16 protein-coding genes are annotated in these 17939 nt (G+C 67.6%); 7 read left to right on the forward strand and 9 right to left on the reverse strand.

Features of this window, described 5'->3' with window-relative positions:
* Positions 1-49: 49 nt before the first annotated feature.
* The 5 genes from AC1RVY_RS15140 (at position 50) to AC1RVY_RS15160 (ending at position 4615) form a co-directional block, all read left to right on the forward strand.
* Positions 50-751: a 3-oxoacid CoA-transferase subunit A gene (locus AC1RVY_RS15140; protein ID WP_218295971.1), complete on the forward strand. Its 702-nt coding sequence runs from the start codon at positions 50-52 to the stop codon at positions 749-751.
* A 29-nt stretch (positions 752-780) separates the two neighbouring features.
* Positions 781-1431, forward strand: coding sequence for a 3-oxoacid CoA-transferase subunit B (locus AC1RVY_RS15145; protein WP_218339585.1), 651 nt, complete (start codon positions 781-783; stop codon positions 1429-1431).
* 72 nt (positions 1432-1503) lie between these two features.
* A complete protein-coding gene (pcaF, locus tag AC1RVY_RS15150) occupies positions 1504-2709 on the forward strand; it encodes a 3-oxoadipyl-CoA thiolase (protein ID WP_492246401.1) in 1206 nt (401 codons plus the stop codon).
* A 14-nt stretch (positions 2710-2723) separates the two neighbouring features.
* A complete protein-coding gene (locus AC1RVY_RS15155) occupies positions 2724-3455 on the forward strand; it encodes an SDR family NAD(P)-dependent oxidoreductase (RefSeq protein ID WP_492806985.1) in 732 nt (243 codons plus the stop codon).
* Positions 3456-3601: 146 nt separating this feature from the next.
* Positions 3602-4615, forward strand: a complete 1014-nt coding sequence (locus tag AC1RVY_RS15160; protein WP_492806986.1) for a Bug family tripartite tricarboxylate transporter substrate binding protein — start codon at positions 3602-3604, stop codon at positions 4613-4615.
* A gap of 114 nt (positions 4616-4729) precedes the next feature.
* Here the strand turns inward: AC1RVY_RS15160 and AC1RVY_RS15165 are convergent, their stop codons facing one another.
* Entirely contained in the window at positions 4730-5332 is a 603-nt protein-coding gene (locus AC1RVY_RS15165; protein WP_218295966.1) for a short chain dehydrogenase, read from the reverse strand.
* A 127-nt stretch (positions 5333-5459) separates the two neighbouring features.
* Between AC1RVY_RS15165 and AC1RVY_RS15170 the strand changes: the two genes are divergently transcribed.
* Positions 5460-6371, forward strand: a complete 912-nt coding sequence (locus tag AC1RVY_RS15170; RefSeq protein WP_492806987.1) for a LysR substrate-binding domain-containing protein — start codon at positions 5460-5462, stop codon at positions 6369-6371.
* Between the two features lie 152 nt (positions 6372-6523).
* Here the strand turns inward: AC1RVY_RS15170 and AC1RVY_RS15175 are convergent, their stop codons facing one another.
* The 7 genes from AC1RVY_RS15175 to AC1RVY_RS15205 form a co-directional block, all read right to left on the reverse strand.
* Complete coding sequence (locus tag AC1RVY_RS15175) at positions 6524-6979, reverse strand: PaaI family thioesterase (RefSeq protein ID WP_492806988.1); 456 nt, start codon at positions 6977-6979, stop codon at positions 6524-6526.
* Complete coding sequence (locus AC1RVY_RS15180; protein WP_492806989.1) at positions 6976-7665, reverse strand: transglutaminase-like domain-containing protein; 690 nt, start codon at positions 7663-7665, stop codon at positions 6976-6978. The genes AC1RVY_RS15175 and AC1RVY_RS15180 overlap by 4 nt, the downstream gene beginning before the upstream one ends.
* 118 nt (positions 7666-7783) lie before the next feature.
* Positions 7784-8428, reverse strand: coding sequence for a trimeric intracellular cation channel family protein (locus tag AC1RVY_RS15185; RefSeq protein ID WP_369643204.1), 645 nt, complete (start codon positions 8426-8428; stop codon positions 7784-7786).
* A gap of 171 nt (positions 8429-8599) precedes the next feature.
* Positions 8600-8971 carry a hypothetical protein gene (locus tag AC1RVY_RS15190; RefSeq protein WP_492806990.1) on the reverse strand — a complete coding sequence of 124 codons (372 nt, stop codon included), beginning with the start codon at positions 8969-8971 and terminating at the stop codon, positions 8600-8602.
* Positions 8968-9825 (reverse strand): hypothetical protein, encoded by an 858-nt coding sequence (locus tag AC1RVY_RS15195; RefSeq protein WP_492806991.1) that lies wholly within the window; start codon positions 9823-9825, stop codon positions 8968-8970. Before AC1RVY_RS15195 ends, AC1RVY_RS15190 begins: the two co-directional genes overlap by 4 nt.
* 47 nt (positions 9826-9872) lie before the next feature.
* Positions 9873-11030, reverse strand: a complete 1158-nt coding sequence (locus AC1RVY_RS15200; protein ID WP_492806992.1) for a PepSY-associated TM helix domain-containing protein — start codon at positions 11028-11030, stop codon at positions 9873-9875.
* A gap of 34 nt (positions 11031-11064) precedes the next feature.
* Complete coding sequence (locus AC1RVY_RS15205; RefSeq protein WP_492806993.1) at positions 11065-13257, reverse strand: TonB-dependent siderophore receptor; 2193 nt, start codon at positions 13255-13257, stop codon at positions 11065-11067.
* 508 nt (positions 13258-13765) lie between these two features.
* On the opposite strand from AC1RVY_RS15205, the gene AC1RVY_RS15210 reads away from it, so the two are divergent.
* On the forward strand, positions 13766-15340 hold the full coding sequence (locus AC1RVY_RS15210) for an HNH endonuclease family protein (protein WP_492806994.1): 1575 nt from the start codon (positions 13766-13768) through the stop codon (positions 15338-15340).
* A gap of 654 nt (positions 15341-15994) precedes the next feature.
* Here the strand turns inward: AC1RVY_RS15210 and kefC are convergent.
* Complete coding sequence (gene kefC / locus AC1RVY_RS15215) at positions 15995-17902, reverse strand: glutathione-regulated potassium-efflux system protein KefC (protein ID WP_492806995.1); 1908 nt, start codon at positions 17900-17902, stop codon at positions 15995-15997.
* Between the last annotated feature and the right edge of the window lie 37 nt (positions 17903-17939).

A 17939-nucleotide genomic window follows, 5' to 3' on the forward strand; every position in this document is an offset into this window, starting at 1 on the left:
AAGCGAACAAATTGAAACCGAAGATCAAGCAAATCACGAAAGCGTTTCGATGATCAACAAACTGGCGGACTCGGTGGCCCAGGCCCTGCAAGGGGTGAAGGATGGTGCCACGGTGTTGATAGGCGGATTTGGCACGGCGGGCATTCCGGGTGAGCTCATCGACGGGCTCATCGCCCAGGGCGCCCGGGACCTGACGGTGGTGAACAACAACGCCGGCAATGCCGACCAGGGCCTGGCCGCGCTGCTCAAGGCGGGGCAGGTGCGCAAGATCATCTGCAGCTTTCCGCGCCAGGTCGACAGCTATGTGTTCGACGACCTGTACCGCAGCGGCAAGCTGGAGCTCGAGCTCGTGCCCCAGGGCAACCTGGCCGAGCGCCTGCGGGCGGCGGGGGCGGGCATCGGCGCCTTCTTCTGCCCCACGGCTTACGGCACCGAGCTGGCCGCCGGCAAGGAAACGCGCGAGATCAACGGCAGGCACTACGTGCTCGAATTCCCCATCCACGGCGACGTGGCGCTGATCAAGGCCGAGCAGGGCGACCGCTGGGGGAACCTCACCTACCGCATGTCGGCCCGCAACTTCGGGCCGGTGATGGCCACCGCCGCCAAGACCACCATCGCCACCGTGCACGAGGTGGTGGAGCTGGGCGCGCTGGACCCCGAGGCCATCGTCACCCCCGGCATCTACGTGAGCCATGTGGTCAAGATCGACCGCACGGCCACGCAGGCGGGTGGTTTCAAGAAATCGGCATGAAATCGGCCTCTACCGCACAAGGATAAAGCGTGAGCAGCTATCAAAAGCGTAGTAAAGAAGAACTGGCGAAACGGGTGGCGCAAGACATCCACGACGGCGCCTACGTCAACCTGGGCATCGGCCAGCCCACCCTGGTGGCCAACCACATTCCCGCGGGCCGCGAGGTCATCCTGCAAAGCGAGAACGGCATCCTGGGCATGGGCCCGGCGCCGGCTGCGGGGCTGGAGGACTACGACCTCATCAACGCCGGCAAGCAGCCGGTGACGCTGCTGCCCGGCGGCGCGTATTTTCACCACGCCGACAGCTTCGCGATGATGCGCGGCGGGCACCTCGATATCTGCGTGCTGGGCGCCTTCCAGGTCAGCGCCACGGGCGACCTGGCCAACTGGAGCACCGGCGAGCCCGGCGCCATCCCGGCCGTGGGCGGCGCCATGGACCTGGCCATCGGCGCCAAGCAGACCTGGGTGATGATGGACCTGCTGACCAAGCAGGGTGCGAGCAAGATCGTCGAGCGCTGCAGCTACCCGCTCACCGGTGTCGCGTGCGTGAAGCGCATCTACACCGATCTGTGCACACTGGCCTGCACGCCCACGGGGCTGCAGCTCATCGACACCGTGCCGGGCCTTTCCCACGCCGAACTCGAAAGCCTGGTGGGCCAGCCCATCCGTCCGGCGGCCTGAGCACCCGCGGGCGCCCCGAATCCCTTCCCTTTTCAACGAGCCGATCCACCGAGATCCGAGGAGACAAAAAACATGACCACCCAAGCCTTCATCTGCGACGCCATCCGCACCCCCTTCGGCCGCTACGGCGGCGCATTGAGCAGCGTGCGCACCGACGACCTGGGCGCCATCCCCATCAAGGCGCTGATGGACCGCAACCCCGGCGTGGACTGGGCCGCGGTGACCGACGTGCTCTACGGCTGCGCCAACCAGGCCGGCGAGGACAACCGCAACGTGGCCCACATGAGCAGCCTGCTGGCGGGCCTGCCCATCGACGTGCCCGGCGCCACCATCAACCGCCTGTGCGGCTCGGGGCTCGACGCCGTGGGCACCGCCGCGCGCGCCATCAAGGCGGGCGAGGCGGGCCTGATGATCGCGGGCGGCGTGGAGAGCATGAGCCGCGCGCCCTTCGTCATGCCCAAGGCAGAAAGCGCCTTCAGCCGCAACAACGCGGTGTACGACACCACTATCGGCTGGCGCTTCATCAACAAGCTGATGAAGGAAAAGTACGGCGTGGACTCCATGCCCGAAACCGCCGAGAACGTGGCCACCGACTTCGGCATCGAGCGCGAGGCGCAGGACCGCATGGCGCTGCGCAGCCAGCTCAACGCCGTGGCGGCCATCAAGGACGGCCACCTGGCGCGCGAGATCGTGCCCGTGCACATTCCGCAAAAGAAGGGCGACGCCATCGTCGTCAGCCAGGACGAACACCCCCGCGAGACCAGCCTGGAAGCGCTGGCCAGGCTCAAGGGCGTGGTGCGGCCCGATGGCACGGTGACGGCGGGCAACGCGTCGGGCGTGAACGACGGCGCCTGCGCGCTGCTGCTGGCCGATGAAGCCCATGCCGCCAAGTACGGCCTCAAGCCCCGCGCCCGCGTGGTGGGCATGGCCGTGGCCGGTGTGGCGCCGCGCATCATGGGCTTTGGCCCCACGCCCGCCACGCAGAAGGTGCTGGCGCAGACGGGCCTGACCATCGACCACATGGACGTGATCGAACTCAACGAAGCCTTTGCCGCGCAGGGCCTGGCCGTGCTGCGCGCCCTGGGCCTCAAGGACGACGACGCGCGGGTGAACGCCTGGGGCGGCGCGATTGCGCTGGGCCACCCGCTGGGTGCCAGCGGCGCGCGGCTGGTCACCACCGCCGTGAACCGCCTGCACGAGCATGCGGGCCAGTACGCGCTGTGCACCATGTGCATCGGCGTGGGCCAGGGCATCGCCATCATCCTGGAGCGCGTGTGACAGTGGCCTCTGCAGTGACTTCCTCCACCCCCGTCACCGTCGTCACCGGTGCCAGCAACGGCATCGGCCGCGCCATTGCCGAAGCCGTGCTCGCCCAGGGCCGCGCCGTGGTCAATCTGGACTACGTGCTGCCCACGTGGAGCCACCCGCTGCTCACCTCGTACCAGGGCGACCTGACCGACGAGGCATCGACCCGCGAGCGCGCGGCAGAGATCGCCGCCAGGCACAACGTGACCGCCCTGGTGAACAACGCGGGCGCGACGCGCCCCGGCACCATCGACACCGCCACCACCGCGCAGCTGGACGACGTGGTGGGCCTGCACCTGCGCGCGCCCATGCTGCTGGTGCAGGCCTTTCTGTCCACGCTGCGGGCCTGCGGCCAGGGCCGCATCGTCAACATGTCGTCGCGCGCCGCGCTGGGCAAGGGCGACCGCGTCGTCTACTCGGCCACCAAGGCCGGGATGATCGGCATGACGCGCACGCTGGCCATGGAACTGGGGCGCGACGGCATCACCGTCAACGCCATCGGCCCGGGGCCGATCGCCACCGAACTGTTCCGCCAGAGCAACCCCGAGGGCGCGCCGCAGACCGAGCGCATCCTGAACAGCATCGCGGTGGGCCGCATGGGCACGCCCGACGACGTGGCGCGCGTGGCGCTGTTCTTCCTCTCGCCCGACAACGGTTTCGTGACCGGGCAGGTGTTGTACGTGTGCGGTGGTACCACGCTCGGCGTGGCACCTGTCTAGCCACCTGAACGCATTTTCACTGCAGCCCTGAAGGGGGCGCACTCCCTGTTCTCGCCCGGAGGCCTTGGCGCCCGGTTGAGGCCATGGCGCGGCGGATGCCGCGCTCGTGACACCCATTTCATCCACCTTCCTGAAGGAGACAAACCATGACCTGTTCCATCCACACCACCCGCCGCTTTGCGCTGTCGGCCGCTGCCTGCGCGGGCATCGCCGCCATCGCCGTTGGTGGCCTGCTGGGCAGCAGCGCAGCCATGGCCCAGGCCTATCCCACCAAGCCCGTCACCATCGTCGTGCCCTTCGCGGCCGGCGGCACCACCGACATCCTGGCGCGCATCATCGGCCAGGCGCTGACCACGGAACTCGGCCAGTCGGTCATCGTGGACAACCGCGCGGGCGCGGGCGGCAACATCGGCGGCGCGCTGGCGGCCAAGGCCCCGGCGGACGGCTACACGCTCTTCATGGGCACGGTGGGCACGCATGCCATCAACGCCGCGCTGTACAAGAAGATGCCCTTCGATCCGATCAAGGACTTCGCGCCGCTCACGCGCGTGGCCAATGTGCCCAACCTGCTGGTGGCCAACCCCGCACAGCCCTACAAGAGCGTGAAGGAGCTGATCGCCTACGCCAAGGCCAACCCGGGCAAGGTGAACTTCGGTTCCTCGGGCAATGGCAGCTCCATCCACCTGTCGGGCGAGCTGTTCAAGAGCCTGGCCAAGGTGGACATGGTGCACGTGCCCTACAAGGGCAGCGCACCGGCGGTGACCGACCTGCTGGGCAACCAGATCGGCATCATGTTCGACAACATGCCCTCGGCCATCCAGCACGTGCGCAGCGGCAAGCTGGTGCCGATTGCCGTGACCACCGCCAAGCGCTCGCCCGAGCTGCCCAACGTGCCCACCATCGCCGAAGCCGGCGTGCCCGGCTACGAGGCCACGTCCTGGTTCGGCATGTTCGCGCCCGCCGGCACGCTCGCACCGGTGCTGGCCCGGCTCAACACCGCGCTGGCCAAGGTGCTGAACCAGGCCGAGGTGAAGAAGAAGATCAACGAGCAGGGCGCCGAGACGTACAGCGAAACGCCCGAGCAGTTTGCCGCCTTCATCCAGGCCGAGTCCGTGAAGTGGGGCAAGGTCGTCAAGGAATCCGGCGCGAGTCTGGACTGATCTGCGCCTTCGATCATTGAAGCTACTAAATTGATAGCTGCTGCCGCTTGCTGGGCAAGCGGCAGCAGCTATTTTCTTTTCATGCCCAGACGGGTAGGGTGCAGGTGGCCGTGATCATTGCACGCGGTACACCCGCCCCGTCTGCGCGCCTTCCACGCTGCGCTGGTAGCCGCGCGCGGCGCGCTCGGCAGACACCGTGTCGAAGCCGGGGAAGAACGGCCCGTACACGCCCACCGATTCCGTGAGGATGGTGGGGCTCACGGCGTTGATGCGCAGGCCGCGTGGCAGCTCGATGGCGGCGGCGGCCACGAAGCCTTCGATGGCCGCGTTCACCGCCGTGGCGCTGGCTCCGTTGCGGATGGGCTCGATGGACAGGATGCCCGCGGTCAGCGTGATGGAGCCGCCATCGGTCAGGTACTTCTGGCCGATCAAAGCCAATTGCACCTGGCCCAGCAGCTTGTCCTGCAGCCCCAGGTTGAACTGCTCGGGCGTCATGTCGGCCAGCGGGCCGAAGTGCAGGTTGCCGGCGGTGCTGATGATGGCATCGACCTGGCCCACCGCCTCGAACAGCCTGGCGACCGAGCCCGGCTGGGAAAAGTCTGCGCGGTGCGTGCCGCTGCTGCGGCCCACGGTGATCACCTCGTGGCGCGCGCCCAGGTTGGCCAGCACGGCCTGGCCGATGGTGCCGCTCGCGCCGATGAGAAGAATCTTGGACATGGTGTTTTCCTTTGCTTGAAAAAGAACGGGTGGAGGAACAGACAGGCACCGATTCTTTTGCGAATCAATCAATGCATAAAGTACATTGAAGTTCTTCTTGTGCTAACCATTGATTAGGAATCAGCCCATGGACAAACTGCGCAACATGGAAGTCATGGTGGCCGTGGTCGAAGCCGGCAGCTTCGCCGCCGCCGCGCGCCAGCTCCAGGTGTCGGCCGTGATGGTGGGCAAGCACATCCAGCAGCTCGAAACCCACCTGGGCGCACGCCTGTTCCAGCGCAGCACGCGCCAGAACAGCCTGACCGAGGTGGGCGCTGCGTTCTACGAAGACAGCAAGCGCGTGCTGGAGCAGGTGCGCTGGGCCGAGTCCGCCGTGGAGCGCAGCCGCGCCGTGCCGCAGGGCCTGCTGCGCGTGAGCGCGCCGTTCACGCTGGGCAACCACGTCATCGCGCCGCTGGTGGCCGACTTCCTGCAGCGCCATGACCAGGTGCGCGTGGACCTGCAGCTCACCGACAGCGTGGTGGACCTCGCGGGCGAGGGCTTCGACGTGGCCGTGCGCATCGGCCAGGTGGTGGATGAGGGCCTGGTGGCGCGCCCGCTGCGCCCCTACCGCATGGTGATCGCGGCCGCGCCGGCGTACCTGCAGCGCCATGGCACGCCCGGGCGCGCGGACGACCTGGCCCGCCACCAGTGCCTGAGCCATTCGGTATGGCAGCGCCGTGTGGAATGGACGCTGCGCGATGGCGACGCGGAGTTCTTCTGGCCCGAGAACGCGCGTTTTGTGTGCAACCAGGGCGATGGCCTGCGCCAGGCCGCGCTGCGCGGCCTGGGCCTGATCATGCAGCCCGAGGTGCTGCTGGCCGACGACCTGGCCAGTGGCGCCCTGGTGCCGGTGATGCAGCACTGCCTGCCCGCGGCGCGCGCCGTGCAACTGGTCTATGCGCCGGACCGGCGGCAGCTGCCCAAGCTCGCGCGGTTCGTGGAGCATGTGGTGGGAGTGATGGGCATCGCGGGCGATGCTGCCGCGCCGCGGGCGTAGCCCTTCCCCATGCCATGGGCGGCTACCCGGCGTGGTCTGGCGATGCGGCCATGGCGAGGCGCCCGTGTTCGCCGCGCGCCGCCGGTGCCGAGGGCCTGCGCACCTGCAGGCCGTGACAGCGGCCACCACGGCGGCCCTGGCCGCCGGGCGGGCTAGGCAGGGCCCGTGGGGCCTATCTTGAACACCCCGCTCACCCGCGCGCAGGGCACGCCATCGGCCGTCACCAGGCCCTGCGCGAACACCAGCGAGCGGGTGACGCGCAGCGGCTCGGCCTCGCCCTCCACCCAGGCGCCCAGCGGCGCGGGGGCCAGGTAGTCGATCTGCAGGCTGATGGTGGGCAGGAAACGGCCGGCCACCTCGGTGCTCTTGCGGTGCACCGACAACGGCAGCAGCATGTCGCAGAAGCTGGCCATCATGCCGCCGTGCAGGTTGTTCATGGGGTTCACATGGCGGTGCTCCACGCGAAAGCCGAATTTCACCACCGCACCTTCGTGCCACAGGTACAGCGGGCCGTTGTGCTCGATGAACGGGCCGCCCGAGGGCAGGGCCGCGAAGCCATCAGGGACTTGGGGCGCGGTGCCCGGTGCCGCCAGCGGGGCCTGCGTCATCGCGCCGCCTCCTGCTCCACGTCGCTCGCAAAGCTCGCGCCGTGCAGCGCGCTCGTGGTGCCGCCACCGAGCCAGCCGCCGTACACGGCCTGGAAGTCCGCCACGATCCGCGCCAGCGGCATGTCGTCGAAAGCGCCGCGCTGCAGCACGTATTCCATGTGGCGCTGGCCGGTCTTGTCGAACGGGTGGTAGATCGAATCGTTCTCGCCATCGAACTCCAGCGGCAGCAGGCCAAAGCGGTCGCACAGCTCGATGTTGAAGGCGGGCGTCGCCTTGCGCCACTGGCCGTCGAGCCAGATGTCGGTGTAGCCGTGCCAGATGAAGAGGTCGGTCTTCATGGTCTCGCGCATGCGCTCGGTGCTGAGGTGGTTGCGCACATCGGCAAAACCCATGCGCGCGGGAATGCCCGCCGCGCGGCACGCGGCGGTGAGCAGCGCGGCCTTGGGCACGCACCAGCCATGGCCCTGGGCCAGCACGGTGCTGGCCGCCATGCCGTGCGGCGACAGGTCGATGCGGTACGGGTCGTAGCGAAAGCCGTCGCGCACGGCCAGGTACAGGGCGACGGCGCGCTCGCGGTCGGTGGCGCCGCGCGCATGCTTGGCCGCGAAGGCCTGGATGGCGGGGGCGTCGCTGTCGATGAGCGCGGTGGCGCGCAGGGTGGCGGGGGTGGGGTGGTCCGGGGTCATGGTCTCGATACTCCTCGCGGCCCAGTGTGCAGGCCGCGCCGGTGCAGGGCTGTCACGGTGGTGCCACGCGGCACAGTGTGCCGGATCGGCGGCCGGGATGGCGGCCTCTGGTTTCTTGTCACACCCGCCAGGCGGGCAACTGCCAGTTGCGCCACAGCGCCAGCCCGCGCAGCCCGGCCGTGAGCAGCACGCAGGCCACGAGCGGAGCCCAGTCCGGCGCCTGCACCTGGCGCAGCGCCACGTCGGCCCAGCCGCCCGCGAAGGCGCACAGTGCGTAGGGGCGGTGGTCGCTGAAGGCCTGGGGCACCTCGTTGCACAGCACATCGCGCAGCACGCCGCCAAACACGCCCGTGGTCACGCCCATCATCACGCTGATGATGGGCGGCATGCCGATGGCGGTGGCGATGTCCACGCCCACCGCCGCGAACAGGCCCAGGCCAATCGCGTCGGGCAGCAGCATGGCGCGCTCGGTGGGCTGAAAGTGGCGCTGGCGCATGAACAGCATCGCGCCCACGCACAGGGCCAGGATGCCCCAGACAAAACCGGTGTGGCGTATCCAGAAGAAGGGCCGCTGGTCCAGCAGCAGGTCGCGCAGCGTGCCCCCGCCGAAGGCCGCGACGAACGCCACCACACACACGCCCACGGCGTCGAGCCGCTTGCGCGCGGCGGCGATCACGCCCGAGAGGGCAAACGCGATGGTGGCGGCCACTTCCAGGAAGAAGCGCAGGGTGTGCACCCAGGGGGCGTCGAGCAGCTGATCCATGGGCGCGATTGTGCCGTGGCGTTGCAGGCGCTGGCGGCGGCGTGTGGCGCCTGCCTGTGTCGCCTTTTGCTATTGAATGTATAGCTATTGGCGCTTGTTGGCAAAGCGCCGGGGCCTGTTTTTATCAAAAAAAAATGCACCGGCGCCCCAGGGTGCCGCGCGCCCGGGGCTTCAGGGCGCCGCACCCCACGCCCGAAGCAGCTGCCAGGCCAGCGCCAGCCCACAGCCCGTGGCGCCCAGCGCGCCCAGGCGGCGGCTCCAGCGCAGGCTTGCGGCGGGCCACTGGTTCATCGCCAGCACCAGCAGCCAGCCCAGCACCATCCATGCCGCCACCACCAGCGCCAGCCCCGCGGCCAGCCCGGCCGCCGCCGTGGCCGCCAGGGCCTGCAGCGCCAGCGTGCCCAGGGCCACGGCCCAGCTGCGCAGCGATGTCGGCGTGGCGGCCGCGCCGTCCCCCCAGGCGCGGGTGGGGACCGCGCGCGCCCAGGTGGTCAGCGCCGTCAGCGAGGCCAGCGCGGCACACACACCGGTGAGTTCGTTCATGCGGCCTCCGGAGGGCGGTGGTCTGGGGCCGGGGCGGGCTTGTGGCGTGCCCCATGGCCCGCCCGCCGCCAGCGCAGCGCCCGCCGCACGCGCAGCAGCAGCAGCGGCGCGCCCGCAGCCAGGGCGCACAGCACCGACGCCACCGCCCACTGCGCGAGCCCGGCCTTGGCCGCCAGGCCGCCATAGGCCAGCGCGGCCAGCGCCCACAGCAGCGCGGTGGCGCGGGGCGCCCAGTGGCGCAGCGTGGCGGCGGGCAGGGCCACGAAGAAGGCGAGCAGCAGGCCCAGCATGCCCGAGGACCGCGCGGGTTCGGTGGCCACGATGTGGGCCAGGCGGAACGATTCCAGCGCCAGCAGGCCGCTCAGCCAGAAGGGCAGGTGCGCAGGCACACCGAATCGGGGCCATCCGCGCGGATGCCAGCGCGGGCGGGGGGCGATGGGGTGCGCCGCCGTGCCCGAGGTGGCCACGGCGGTGTGGCGCGCGGGTTTGCGCCGGTGCGCCTGCACCCGCTGCGGCCCGATGAAGGCGGCGATGCCCGCACACGCCAGGCCCACGGCCACCAGGCTGGCGCCCATGCCCAGGGCCTGCGCGCTGCCCAGCACCAGCCCCACGGTGCCGGCCACGGCCAGCATCGCGCCCGCACCGCACAGCGCCACCCGCCACAGCGCGAGCGCGCGCAGGGCCCAGGCGGCGGCCACCGACATCAGCAGCCACGCCCCGACGAGTACCCACACCGCCCACACCGGGCGCTGCGCCAGCGACGGCAGGCCCGCCGGCCCCCACAGGTGCACGAACAACGCCACGGTGAGCGCGGCGGGCGTGGTGGCGTGCAGGGCCAGGAAGAAGCGTTGCATGGTGCGGGCGGGAGAAACCAGAAAAGAAGGGGGAAACGAGGCGGGGCTCAACCCGCCGCCGCGATCCCGCTGGCCGATGCGCCCTGCGCGGCCTCGGCCTCGCGCCGGCGCTGCTGGCGCGCATCGAGCCAGATCAAGGTGCCCGAGATCGACAGGAACGCGGGCGTCATGCCCAGCAAGAAATACAGCCACTTGAGCGCCAGCCCGCCGAAGTCGCCAAAGTGCAGCGGCTCCATGAGGCCGTTGACCAGCGACCAGAATCCCGCCGTGCGCGGGTCGTGCACCTTCCTGGGCACGCCGGTGGCGGCGTGGATGTCCACCCGCGCGGTGCTGGCCAGGTGGCCGCCCAGGTTGCCGGTGAAGCTGGCCTCGGCGGTGTCGGTGCCCCAGCGGCGCATCGACACGTAGCGCGCCTCCAGCCCCGGCACGGCCTGCTGCGCGGTGGCGTACAGGGCATCCAGCGACTGCATGCGCACGGGCTCGGCGGCATCGCCAGCGGCCTTGCGCGCGGGCTTGGCGGTGGCTGCGACTTCGGTGCTGCTGGTGGTCACGTATTTGTAGCCCTGCTCGAACAGCGGCGCCAGGCCCATCCAGGCCCCCGTGGTGGCGATCAGGATGTGAAAGCCCAGGCCCCAGATGCCCGCGGACTTGTGCAGGTCGGACATCACCACGCGAAAGCTGCGGCCCCAGCGCTGGGTGAACAGCTCGGCCAGGATCTTGCGGTGGATGACGATGCCCGTGACGATGAGCACCAGCATCGCGGCGCCCAGAAAGCCCACGATCCAGCGCGGCCCGAAGAACAGGAACACGTGCAGCATGCGCAGGTACTGGCCGAGCTGGCTGTCCACCGGGCCCACCACCGTGCCCGTGTCCGAGCGCAGGGCCACCTTGGTGCGCGTGTTGGCCGGCGCGCCGCGCTCGCGCACGAAGGCGAAGTAGCTCGGGTTGACCGCGTCGGGCAGCGCGATGGTCTCCACCGTGGCGCCGGGGTAGCGGGTGTGCAGCTGCGTCAGCACCGCATCCAGCGACGCGGGCGTCGCAGAGCGCGGCAGCTGCGCCAGCGACGGGTTGGCCCACAGGTCGATCTCGTTCTTGAACACCACCACCGCGCCCGAGAGGCACACGATGAACATCAGCAGCCCCGTGACGATGCCCGCCCAGGAGTGCAGGACGAAAAGGCGGTTCAGGGTGCGCTGGCTGGTCATGGTCGGCTCGCGGTGGCGGGGCGATGGCGCTGCGTCAGAAGAAGTACGTCACGCCCAGGTTGAAGCTGCGCGGCAACGCGGGCGAGACCACGTTGGCGTTGATCGCGCCGTCGTAGTACGCCTTGTTGAACACGTTCTTCACCCCCGCCGTCACGCGGTAGTTGTCGCCCGCGTAGCTGATGGACGCATCGGCCACCACATACGACGGCAGCGTGAAGGGATACGAGCCGATCTGCTCGCTGACGTAGCGCCCGCCCATGCCCAGCGTGATGCGCTGGTGCTGCGGCAGCTTGTAGGTGGCCCAGGCCGTGAGCGTGTGGCGCGGCGTGAGGTTCAGCGGCAGGCCCACGATGGCGGCGTTGTTGTCGCGCGTGACCTTGGTCTGTGTGTAGGTGTAGGCGCTGGTCAGCTTCCAGCCGTTCTTGAGGTCGGCGCCCAGCTCCAGCTCCAGGCCGCGCGCGCGCTGCTGGCCGGTCTGCACGCTGAAGCCGGTGTTCACGGGGTCGGCGGTGGTGACGTTCTCGCGCACCAGGTCGAACACGGCGAGCGCGCCGGTGAGCTGGCCATTGGGCGACTCATACTTCACGCCGGCCTCCCACTGCTTGCCGGTCTCGGGCACGAAGTTCGATCCCGCAAAGGTCAGGCCCGATTGGGGCAGGAACGATTCGCCGTAGCTGCCGTACGCGGCCCAGCCGGGCTTGAACTCGTACACCAGGCCGGCGGACAGCGTGGTGGCGCTGTCCTTCTGGCGTGTCTGCGTGTTGGCCACGCGGTTGTTCGTGTCGTTGTTGGACCAGTCGCGGCGCAGGCCCACCAGGGCCGTCCAGCCCTGGCCGAACTTGATCTGGTCCTGCGCATACAGCCCGGCCACGGTGAGCTTGGCGGGCGCGTCGCTGGTCAGCGCCGTGGGGCAGGTGGCCTGCATGCCGTAGACGGGCGCGAACAAGTCCAGCGCGCCGATGCGGCAGGTGCGGCTGGCCAGCAGGCTGTGGCCGCTGCGCACGTCCAGGCCCGTGACGAGCTGGTGCTTGGCGCCCAGCGCCTCGAAGCGCGTGAGCATCGAGGTGTCGGTGGCCAGCAGGTCATAGTCCATGTACTGGCGCGACGCCTGGCGGTTCTGCAGCCGCTGGTTGGCCTGCAGCGCCTGGTTGGAGACGAAGTTGCCCGTGCCCTTCTCGGTCTCGTAGCGCACGTTCTGGCGGAACGTCATCGCGTCGGACACCTTGTGCTCCAGCGCATAGCCCAGCGTGGTGCTCTCCACGTCGTACACGCCAAAGGCAGGATCGCCCGTGAACAGCGTGCGCGACAGGGTGCCGTTGCGGTTGGGCAGCAGCGTGCCGTAGGGCGTGATGCCCTGCTGGCGCATCCACTCGCTGCGGCTGTAGGTGGCGAACAGCACCAGGTCGGTCTGCGCGCCGAGGTCGATGGACAGCGACGGGGCGAACCACCGGTCCTTGCGGTAGACGAACTGCGTGGGGTCGTCGGCGTTGGACACCTGGGCATTGATGCGCAGCGCCGTCTTGCCCGATTCGGACAGCGGCTTGTTCACGTCGGCCTGCAGCGTGCGCTGGCCGAAGCTGCCCACCTCGACGCCCACTTCGTTCAGCGCATCCTTCTTGGGCCGCTTGCTCACCGCGTTGACGATGCCGCCGGGCTGCACCTGGCCGTAGAGCACCGACGCCGAGCCCTTGAGCACCTCGAAGCGCTCGTAGCCGTAGGGCTGCAGCTTGGCCCACATGCCGGGGCTTTGCACCAGGCCATCGACCAGGATGGATTCGGTGGAGCGAAATCCGCGGATGTTGATGTCGTCAAAACCCCGGCGCCCGAAGTTGACGGGGCTCACGCCCGCCACGGTCTGCAGCGCCTGCTGCACGTTGGTGATCTGGCGCGACTCCATCTGCTCGCGCGTGACCACGCTCACGGACTGCGGGGTCTCCAGCCGGCGCATGGGCGCCTTGCCGGCGGTCTGGGCCTCGACGGGCGCAAAGCCCATGTCCTTCTCGGTGCTGGCATTGATGCGCACTTCCTGGAGCTGCGGCGCGGCCACCTGGGCGGCGGCCGCCGGTGCATCGGCGTCCTGCTGTGCCACGGCGGCCTGGGCGAGGCACAGGGCCAGCGGGGTCAGGGCAAACACCCCGGCCTTGCGGGCCCAGGGGTACGGGGAGGAAGAGGGGGCGAGCGAAGAGCGCGGCGAGAAACGGGCCGCGCGCGAGGGCTGAGAAGACATGGGAGTCCCGATGGAGAGAAAGCCGAGGGCGGACAAACGCTGAAGGCGCTGGCTCGCGTGGCTTTTCGGGACGCTGGCTGGCAGGAGGGGGTATTCTAATGCGAATGGTTATCGTTTGAGAGGTGGCCATGCAAGCGGCGCCGCAGTGCGCGTTGCGCGGTTCCGCCGGACGGCAATGGCGCGCCGCGCCCTTTGGCACTGATTTACGCTCCCTTTGGCACTAAATTGCGCTGGCTTTGGTACTAGGTTTAAAGTGCCTAGCTGCACGATTCACCATAGATAGGCCCACGGCGATCCAGCTTTCTGATTCAATCAGACGCGCCTCTATTCCCGACTGACCCAAGGAGGGAATGCCATGCGCCGCAGACTGTTCTTAGCGCCGTCCTCTCTAGATTGTGAAACAGCTCACCACAAAACGATGACGTTCGACACTTCGCGTCGCCAACATCATTGCTGGTGGTCTGACTGCTAGGATTGCTCAATCGAGTCGCATGTTTAAGGGGGAGCTATGGCAGTAAAACACAGGGAGACAGTCAATCTCGATGCTTTGATTCCAAGAGATGACGTGGAGGCGAAGAAGCCCAAGTCTGGGAAGGGCGTCATTCAGGTGACCGAGCTGGAGTTGGGCCGTCACTTCTACGGGTTGCTTCGCAAGCCGTTGTTTCAACGCGAGACGAACGATTGGAGTGTCGACAATGTTGTGTCGTTGGTCCGTAGTTTCCGCAACGGACACCTGATCCCTGCCGTCATTTTGTGGTCCGCAGATGGCTCCACGTTTGTCATTGACGGCGCTCACCGCTTGAGCGTGTTCGTAGCGTGGGTGAATGACGATTACGGCGATGGTGCTCTGTCTCAGGCCTTTTTCAAGCACCAAATTCCAAAGTCTCAGCGAACTGCAGCTCATAAATGCCGAGTACAGATTAAAGACGAGGGCCTGGAATATGCAGAGTTGCAGAAACTGACCAAGCTGCCCACCCGAACTCCAGAGCAGCTCGAATGGAGTACGAACATTGCTCAGCCTGTCGAAACTCAGTGGGTCGTTGGCGATGCGGATGTGGCGCTTCAGTCTTTCCTGGATATCAACCAGCGGTCGGTTGAGATCGATCCCACCGAGCGCTACATGATTGAGGAGCGAAAGGCATCAACTGTAGTAGCTGCCAGAGCGTTGGTGAGCGCTGGACGTGGCCATGCCTATTGGGGGGCTTTCGAGCCAGAGCATGTTATCGATATCGAGCAATATGCGACGAAAATCTACGACGCAATCTTCGAGCCTGAAAGTGCACTGCCGCATACGCATGCCGAACTACAGCCTGCGGGCATGGCGCAGACGGCAAGTGGCCTACGTATGGCGATTGAGCTGGTTAATGTTGTCACAGGTACCAAGGGAGGCTTGAAAAACGTCCCCCCCGACCACGATGGCAGCCAGACGTCTAGGGTCCTTGCGAAGGTTTGGGGCGTGGTTAAGTACGTCGCCGGTGATGAACCGGCATCTCTAAGCATGCATCCGGCCATCTATTTTTGGGGAACAACTGGAAACCATCGTCCCAGCATGTTCCTTGCAGTGGTGTCGTTTGTTCAAGATCTAATCGAATCGAACGAATTGGTGAAGTTCACCCAGCACAGAGCAGCATTGGAAGAAATGCTTATTGGCCGAGGCAATCTTGGTCAACAGATCTTGTCCCGTTACGGCGGATGGAAGCGCAGTCTCGAACCGATCAAGACACTTCTGCGAAAAATTCTAGATGGCCTAGCAGAGGGCAAGTCGGAGGCAGAAATTCTTAACGAGCTTTCATCCGCTACACCGGACTCTTTTAGAGAGGCATCAGAGCGTTCGGATGCGTGGAAGGAGACGCGCAGCGCCGCGCGAATAAAAGCGAGTTTGGCGATAGCACCACGGTGCGCCATTTGCAAGGCGCGATTGGTTCTCGCTCACGCGAGTGATGACCACATAAAGCGCCGATCCGACGGCGGTCATTCGGGTTCGGACAATGCGCAACTAACCCATCACTACTGCAATCACGGCTTTAAGGAGTACTTTGCGCAGCTAGGCAGGCCGCTTCCGATGATCGCAATCCCTGCCTAAGGGTTTTCCTATGTCGCGGGTATGAAAGCGCACATGGCGCTCTCGGTCGATGTTCTGGAGGTTTGGTTCGCCAGCGTCGGCGCATTCCAGTATGCGTCCAACCTCGATGTGCTGAGGTGACGCCCGACCACATCAAGCTCGGGCATTGTGAATAACTTCATCCACCAGCTCTCAGGCCGTTGATTTAAATAGGTTTTTTCGCGGGAAGGTCTATGACGCCCAGCCTTTGTATGCCCCCACCTTGCTCGTACACGCCCGTTGCAGAGCCATGTGGCCCCGACAAGCCTCAAACATTGGCCTTCTCAATGAACACGACGCTGTCCGGCCCTGCAACCATTTCCTTCCACCCCAGGCCCATCTGAACCCAGACGCGGCCCATTTCGGCCGTTTTGGCCCTACGGGCCGCCCATTGTGCGCCAAAGCATCCGGCAACGCCCATGCGCCCCGAATCGGCCGCAAACCCGCGCCAGCATTAGCGAGGCCTAAACTTATCCACAGCCCCTGACCGTGCCAATTCGAGCACCTCCCCACTCGGCCACGCATCGCCGCAAAGACCGACCGCTTGCGGGCGCGCATGACCGTGCTCCCTCCCGCGCGGCAATCGTCGGTTTTTTGCTATTGAATGAATAGCATCTGGCGCTTGATGGATCAGCGTCAAGGCCTGCTTTTGTCCACATCCTGGGCGCTGGCCGCCCCGTCGGCGCTCTGCGGGCTCCCGGGCTCGCCATATCCGGGGTACGCGCCCCCCGCCGCCCCCAGCGCCGCGCTCTCCTGCCGCTCCTTGGCCATCTGCTCGGCGAACTGGTTGCGCCCCTCGCGCGCCACCGCGATGAACTTGGCGCGGTCCTTGTAGTGCGGGTACATGCGGTCGGCCAGGGCGATGTTGTGGGTGCGAAAGCGCCGGGTGATGGCCGTGGCCTCGGCGGGCGCCAGGCCCATCAGTTCCAGCACCGTGTGCGCGCTTTGCAGGCTGGACTCGAACAGTTCGCGCTGCACCAGCGTCACACCCAGGTCGCGCAGCTTGTTCCAGTGCGTGACGTCGCGCGCGCGGGCCACCACCTGCAGCTGGGGGAAGTGTTCGCGGGCAAGCTTGGCGATCTTGAGGGACTGCTCGGCATCGTCCACGGCGATGACCAGGATGCGGGCGTGTTCGGCGCCCGCGATGCGCAGCAGGTCGAGCCGCGTGGCGTCGCCATAGAACACGCGGTAGCCGAAGGTGCGCGCCACTTCCAGCATCTCCACGCTGTGGTCCAGCACGGTGGTGCGCAGGCCCTGGGCCAGCAGCACGCGCGAGACGATCTGCCCGTAGCGGCCGAAGCCCGCGATGATGATGGGCGCCTCCTGGGGCTCGGAGATTTCCTCGGCCCGGGGCTCGGACTTGAGCTGGGCGTAGCGGCGCAGCAGCACGCGGTCCAGCAGCACCAGCAGCAGCGGGCTGATCAGCATCGACAGCGCCACCGCGCCGATGAGCAGCGAGGCCGTCTCGGCCGGGAACACGCTGGCACCGGCGGCGGCCTGGAACACCACGAAAGCGAATTCGCCGCCCTGGGCCAGCAGCAGCGTGAACACCGGGCGCTCCTGGTACGGGATGTTGACCAGCTTGGCCAGCGTGTAGATCACGATGGCCTTGGCCGCGAGAAAGCCGACCAGGATGGCGGCCATGAGGCCCGGCGAGCGCAGGATCACGCCGAAGTCGATGCTCATGCCCACGGCGATGAAGAACAGCCCCAGCAGCAGGCCCTTGAAGGGCTCGATGTCGGCCTCCAGCTCGCGCCGGTACTCGCTGTCGGCCAGCAGCACGCCGGCCAGGAAGGCGCCCAGCGCCATCGACAGACCCACCATCACCATCAGGTAGGCGATGCCCACCACCAGCAGCAGCGCGGCGGCAGTGAAGATCTCGGGCGTGTTGCTCTTGGCGATCCAGCGCAGCACGGGGCGCAGCAGCAGGCGCCCGCCCAGGATGATGGCGGCGATCACGCCCACGATCTTGAGAACCTCGAGCGCCATCTCGCCCGGCGTGTGGCCCGCGCCGTCGCCCGCAGCGGCGCCCAGCACCGGCAGCAGGGCCAGGATGGGGATGGCCGCCACGTCCTGGAACAGCAAAATCGAAAAGCCCGCCTGCCCGCTCTGGGTGCGCATGAGGTTGCGCTCGGCCAGCGACTGCAGCGCGATCGCCGTGGAGGACAGCGCCAGGCCCAAAGCGCCCACCAGGCTCACGCGCCACGGCAGGCCGGCGAGGGCGCCCAGCGCGAACAGCACGGCCGCGCAGCCCAGCACCTGCGCGGTGCCGGTGCCGAAGATGGGGCGGCGCAGCGCCCACAGGCGGCTCGGTTGCAGCTCCAGCCCCACGAGGAACAGCATCAGCACCACGCCGAATTCGGCGAAGTGCAGGATGTCCTGCACGTTGCTCACCAGCCCCAGGCCCCAGGGCCCGATGGCGATGCCCGCCGCGAGGTAGCCGATGATGGCCCCGAGGCCCAGCGCCTTGGCGATGGGCACGGCCAGCACCGCGGCGGTGAGGTACAGGAAGCCGTAGGTGAGCCAGGTGGGGGCGTGTTCCATAGAGGGGGATGCGGGCGATGGCGTGGGGGAAGGGGCG

This window comes from Acidovorax sp. GW821-FHT11A03, assembly GCF_058809075.1.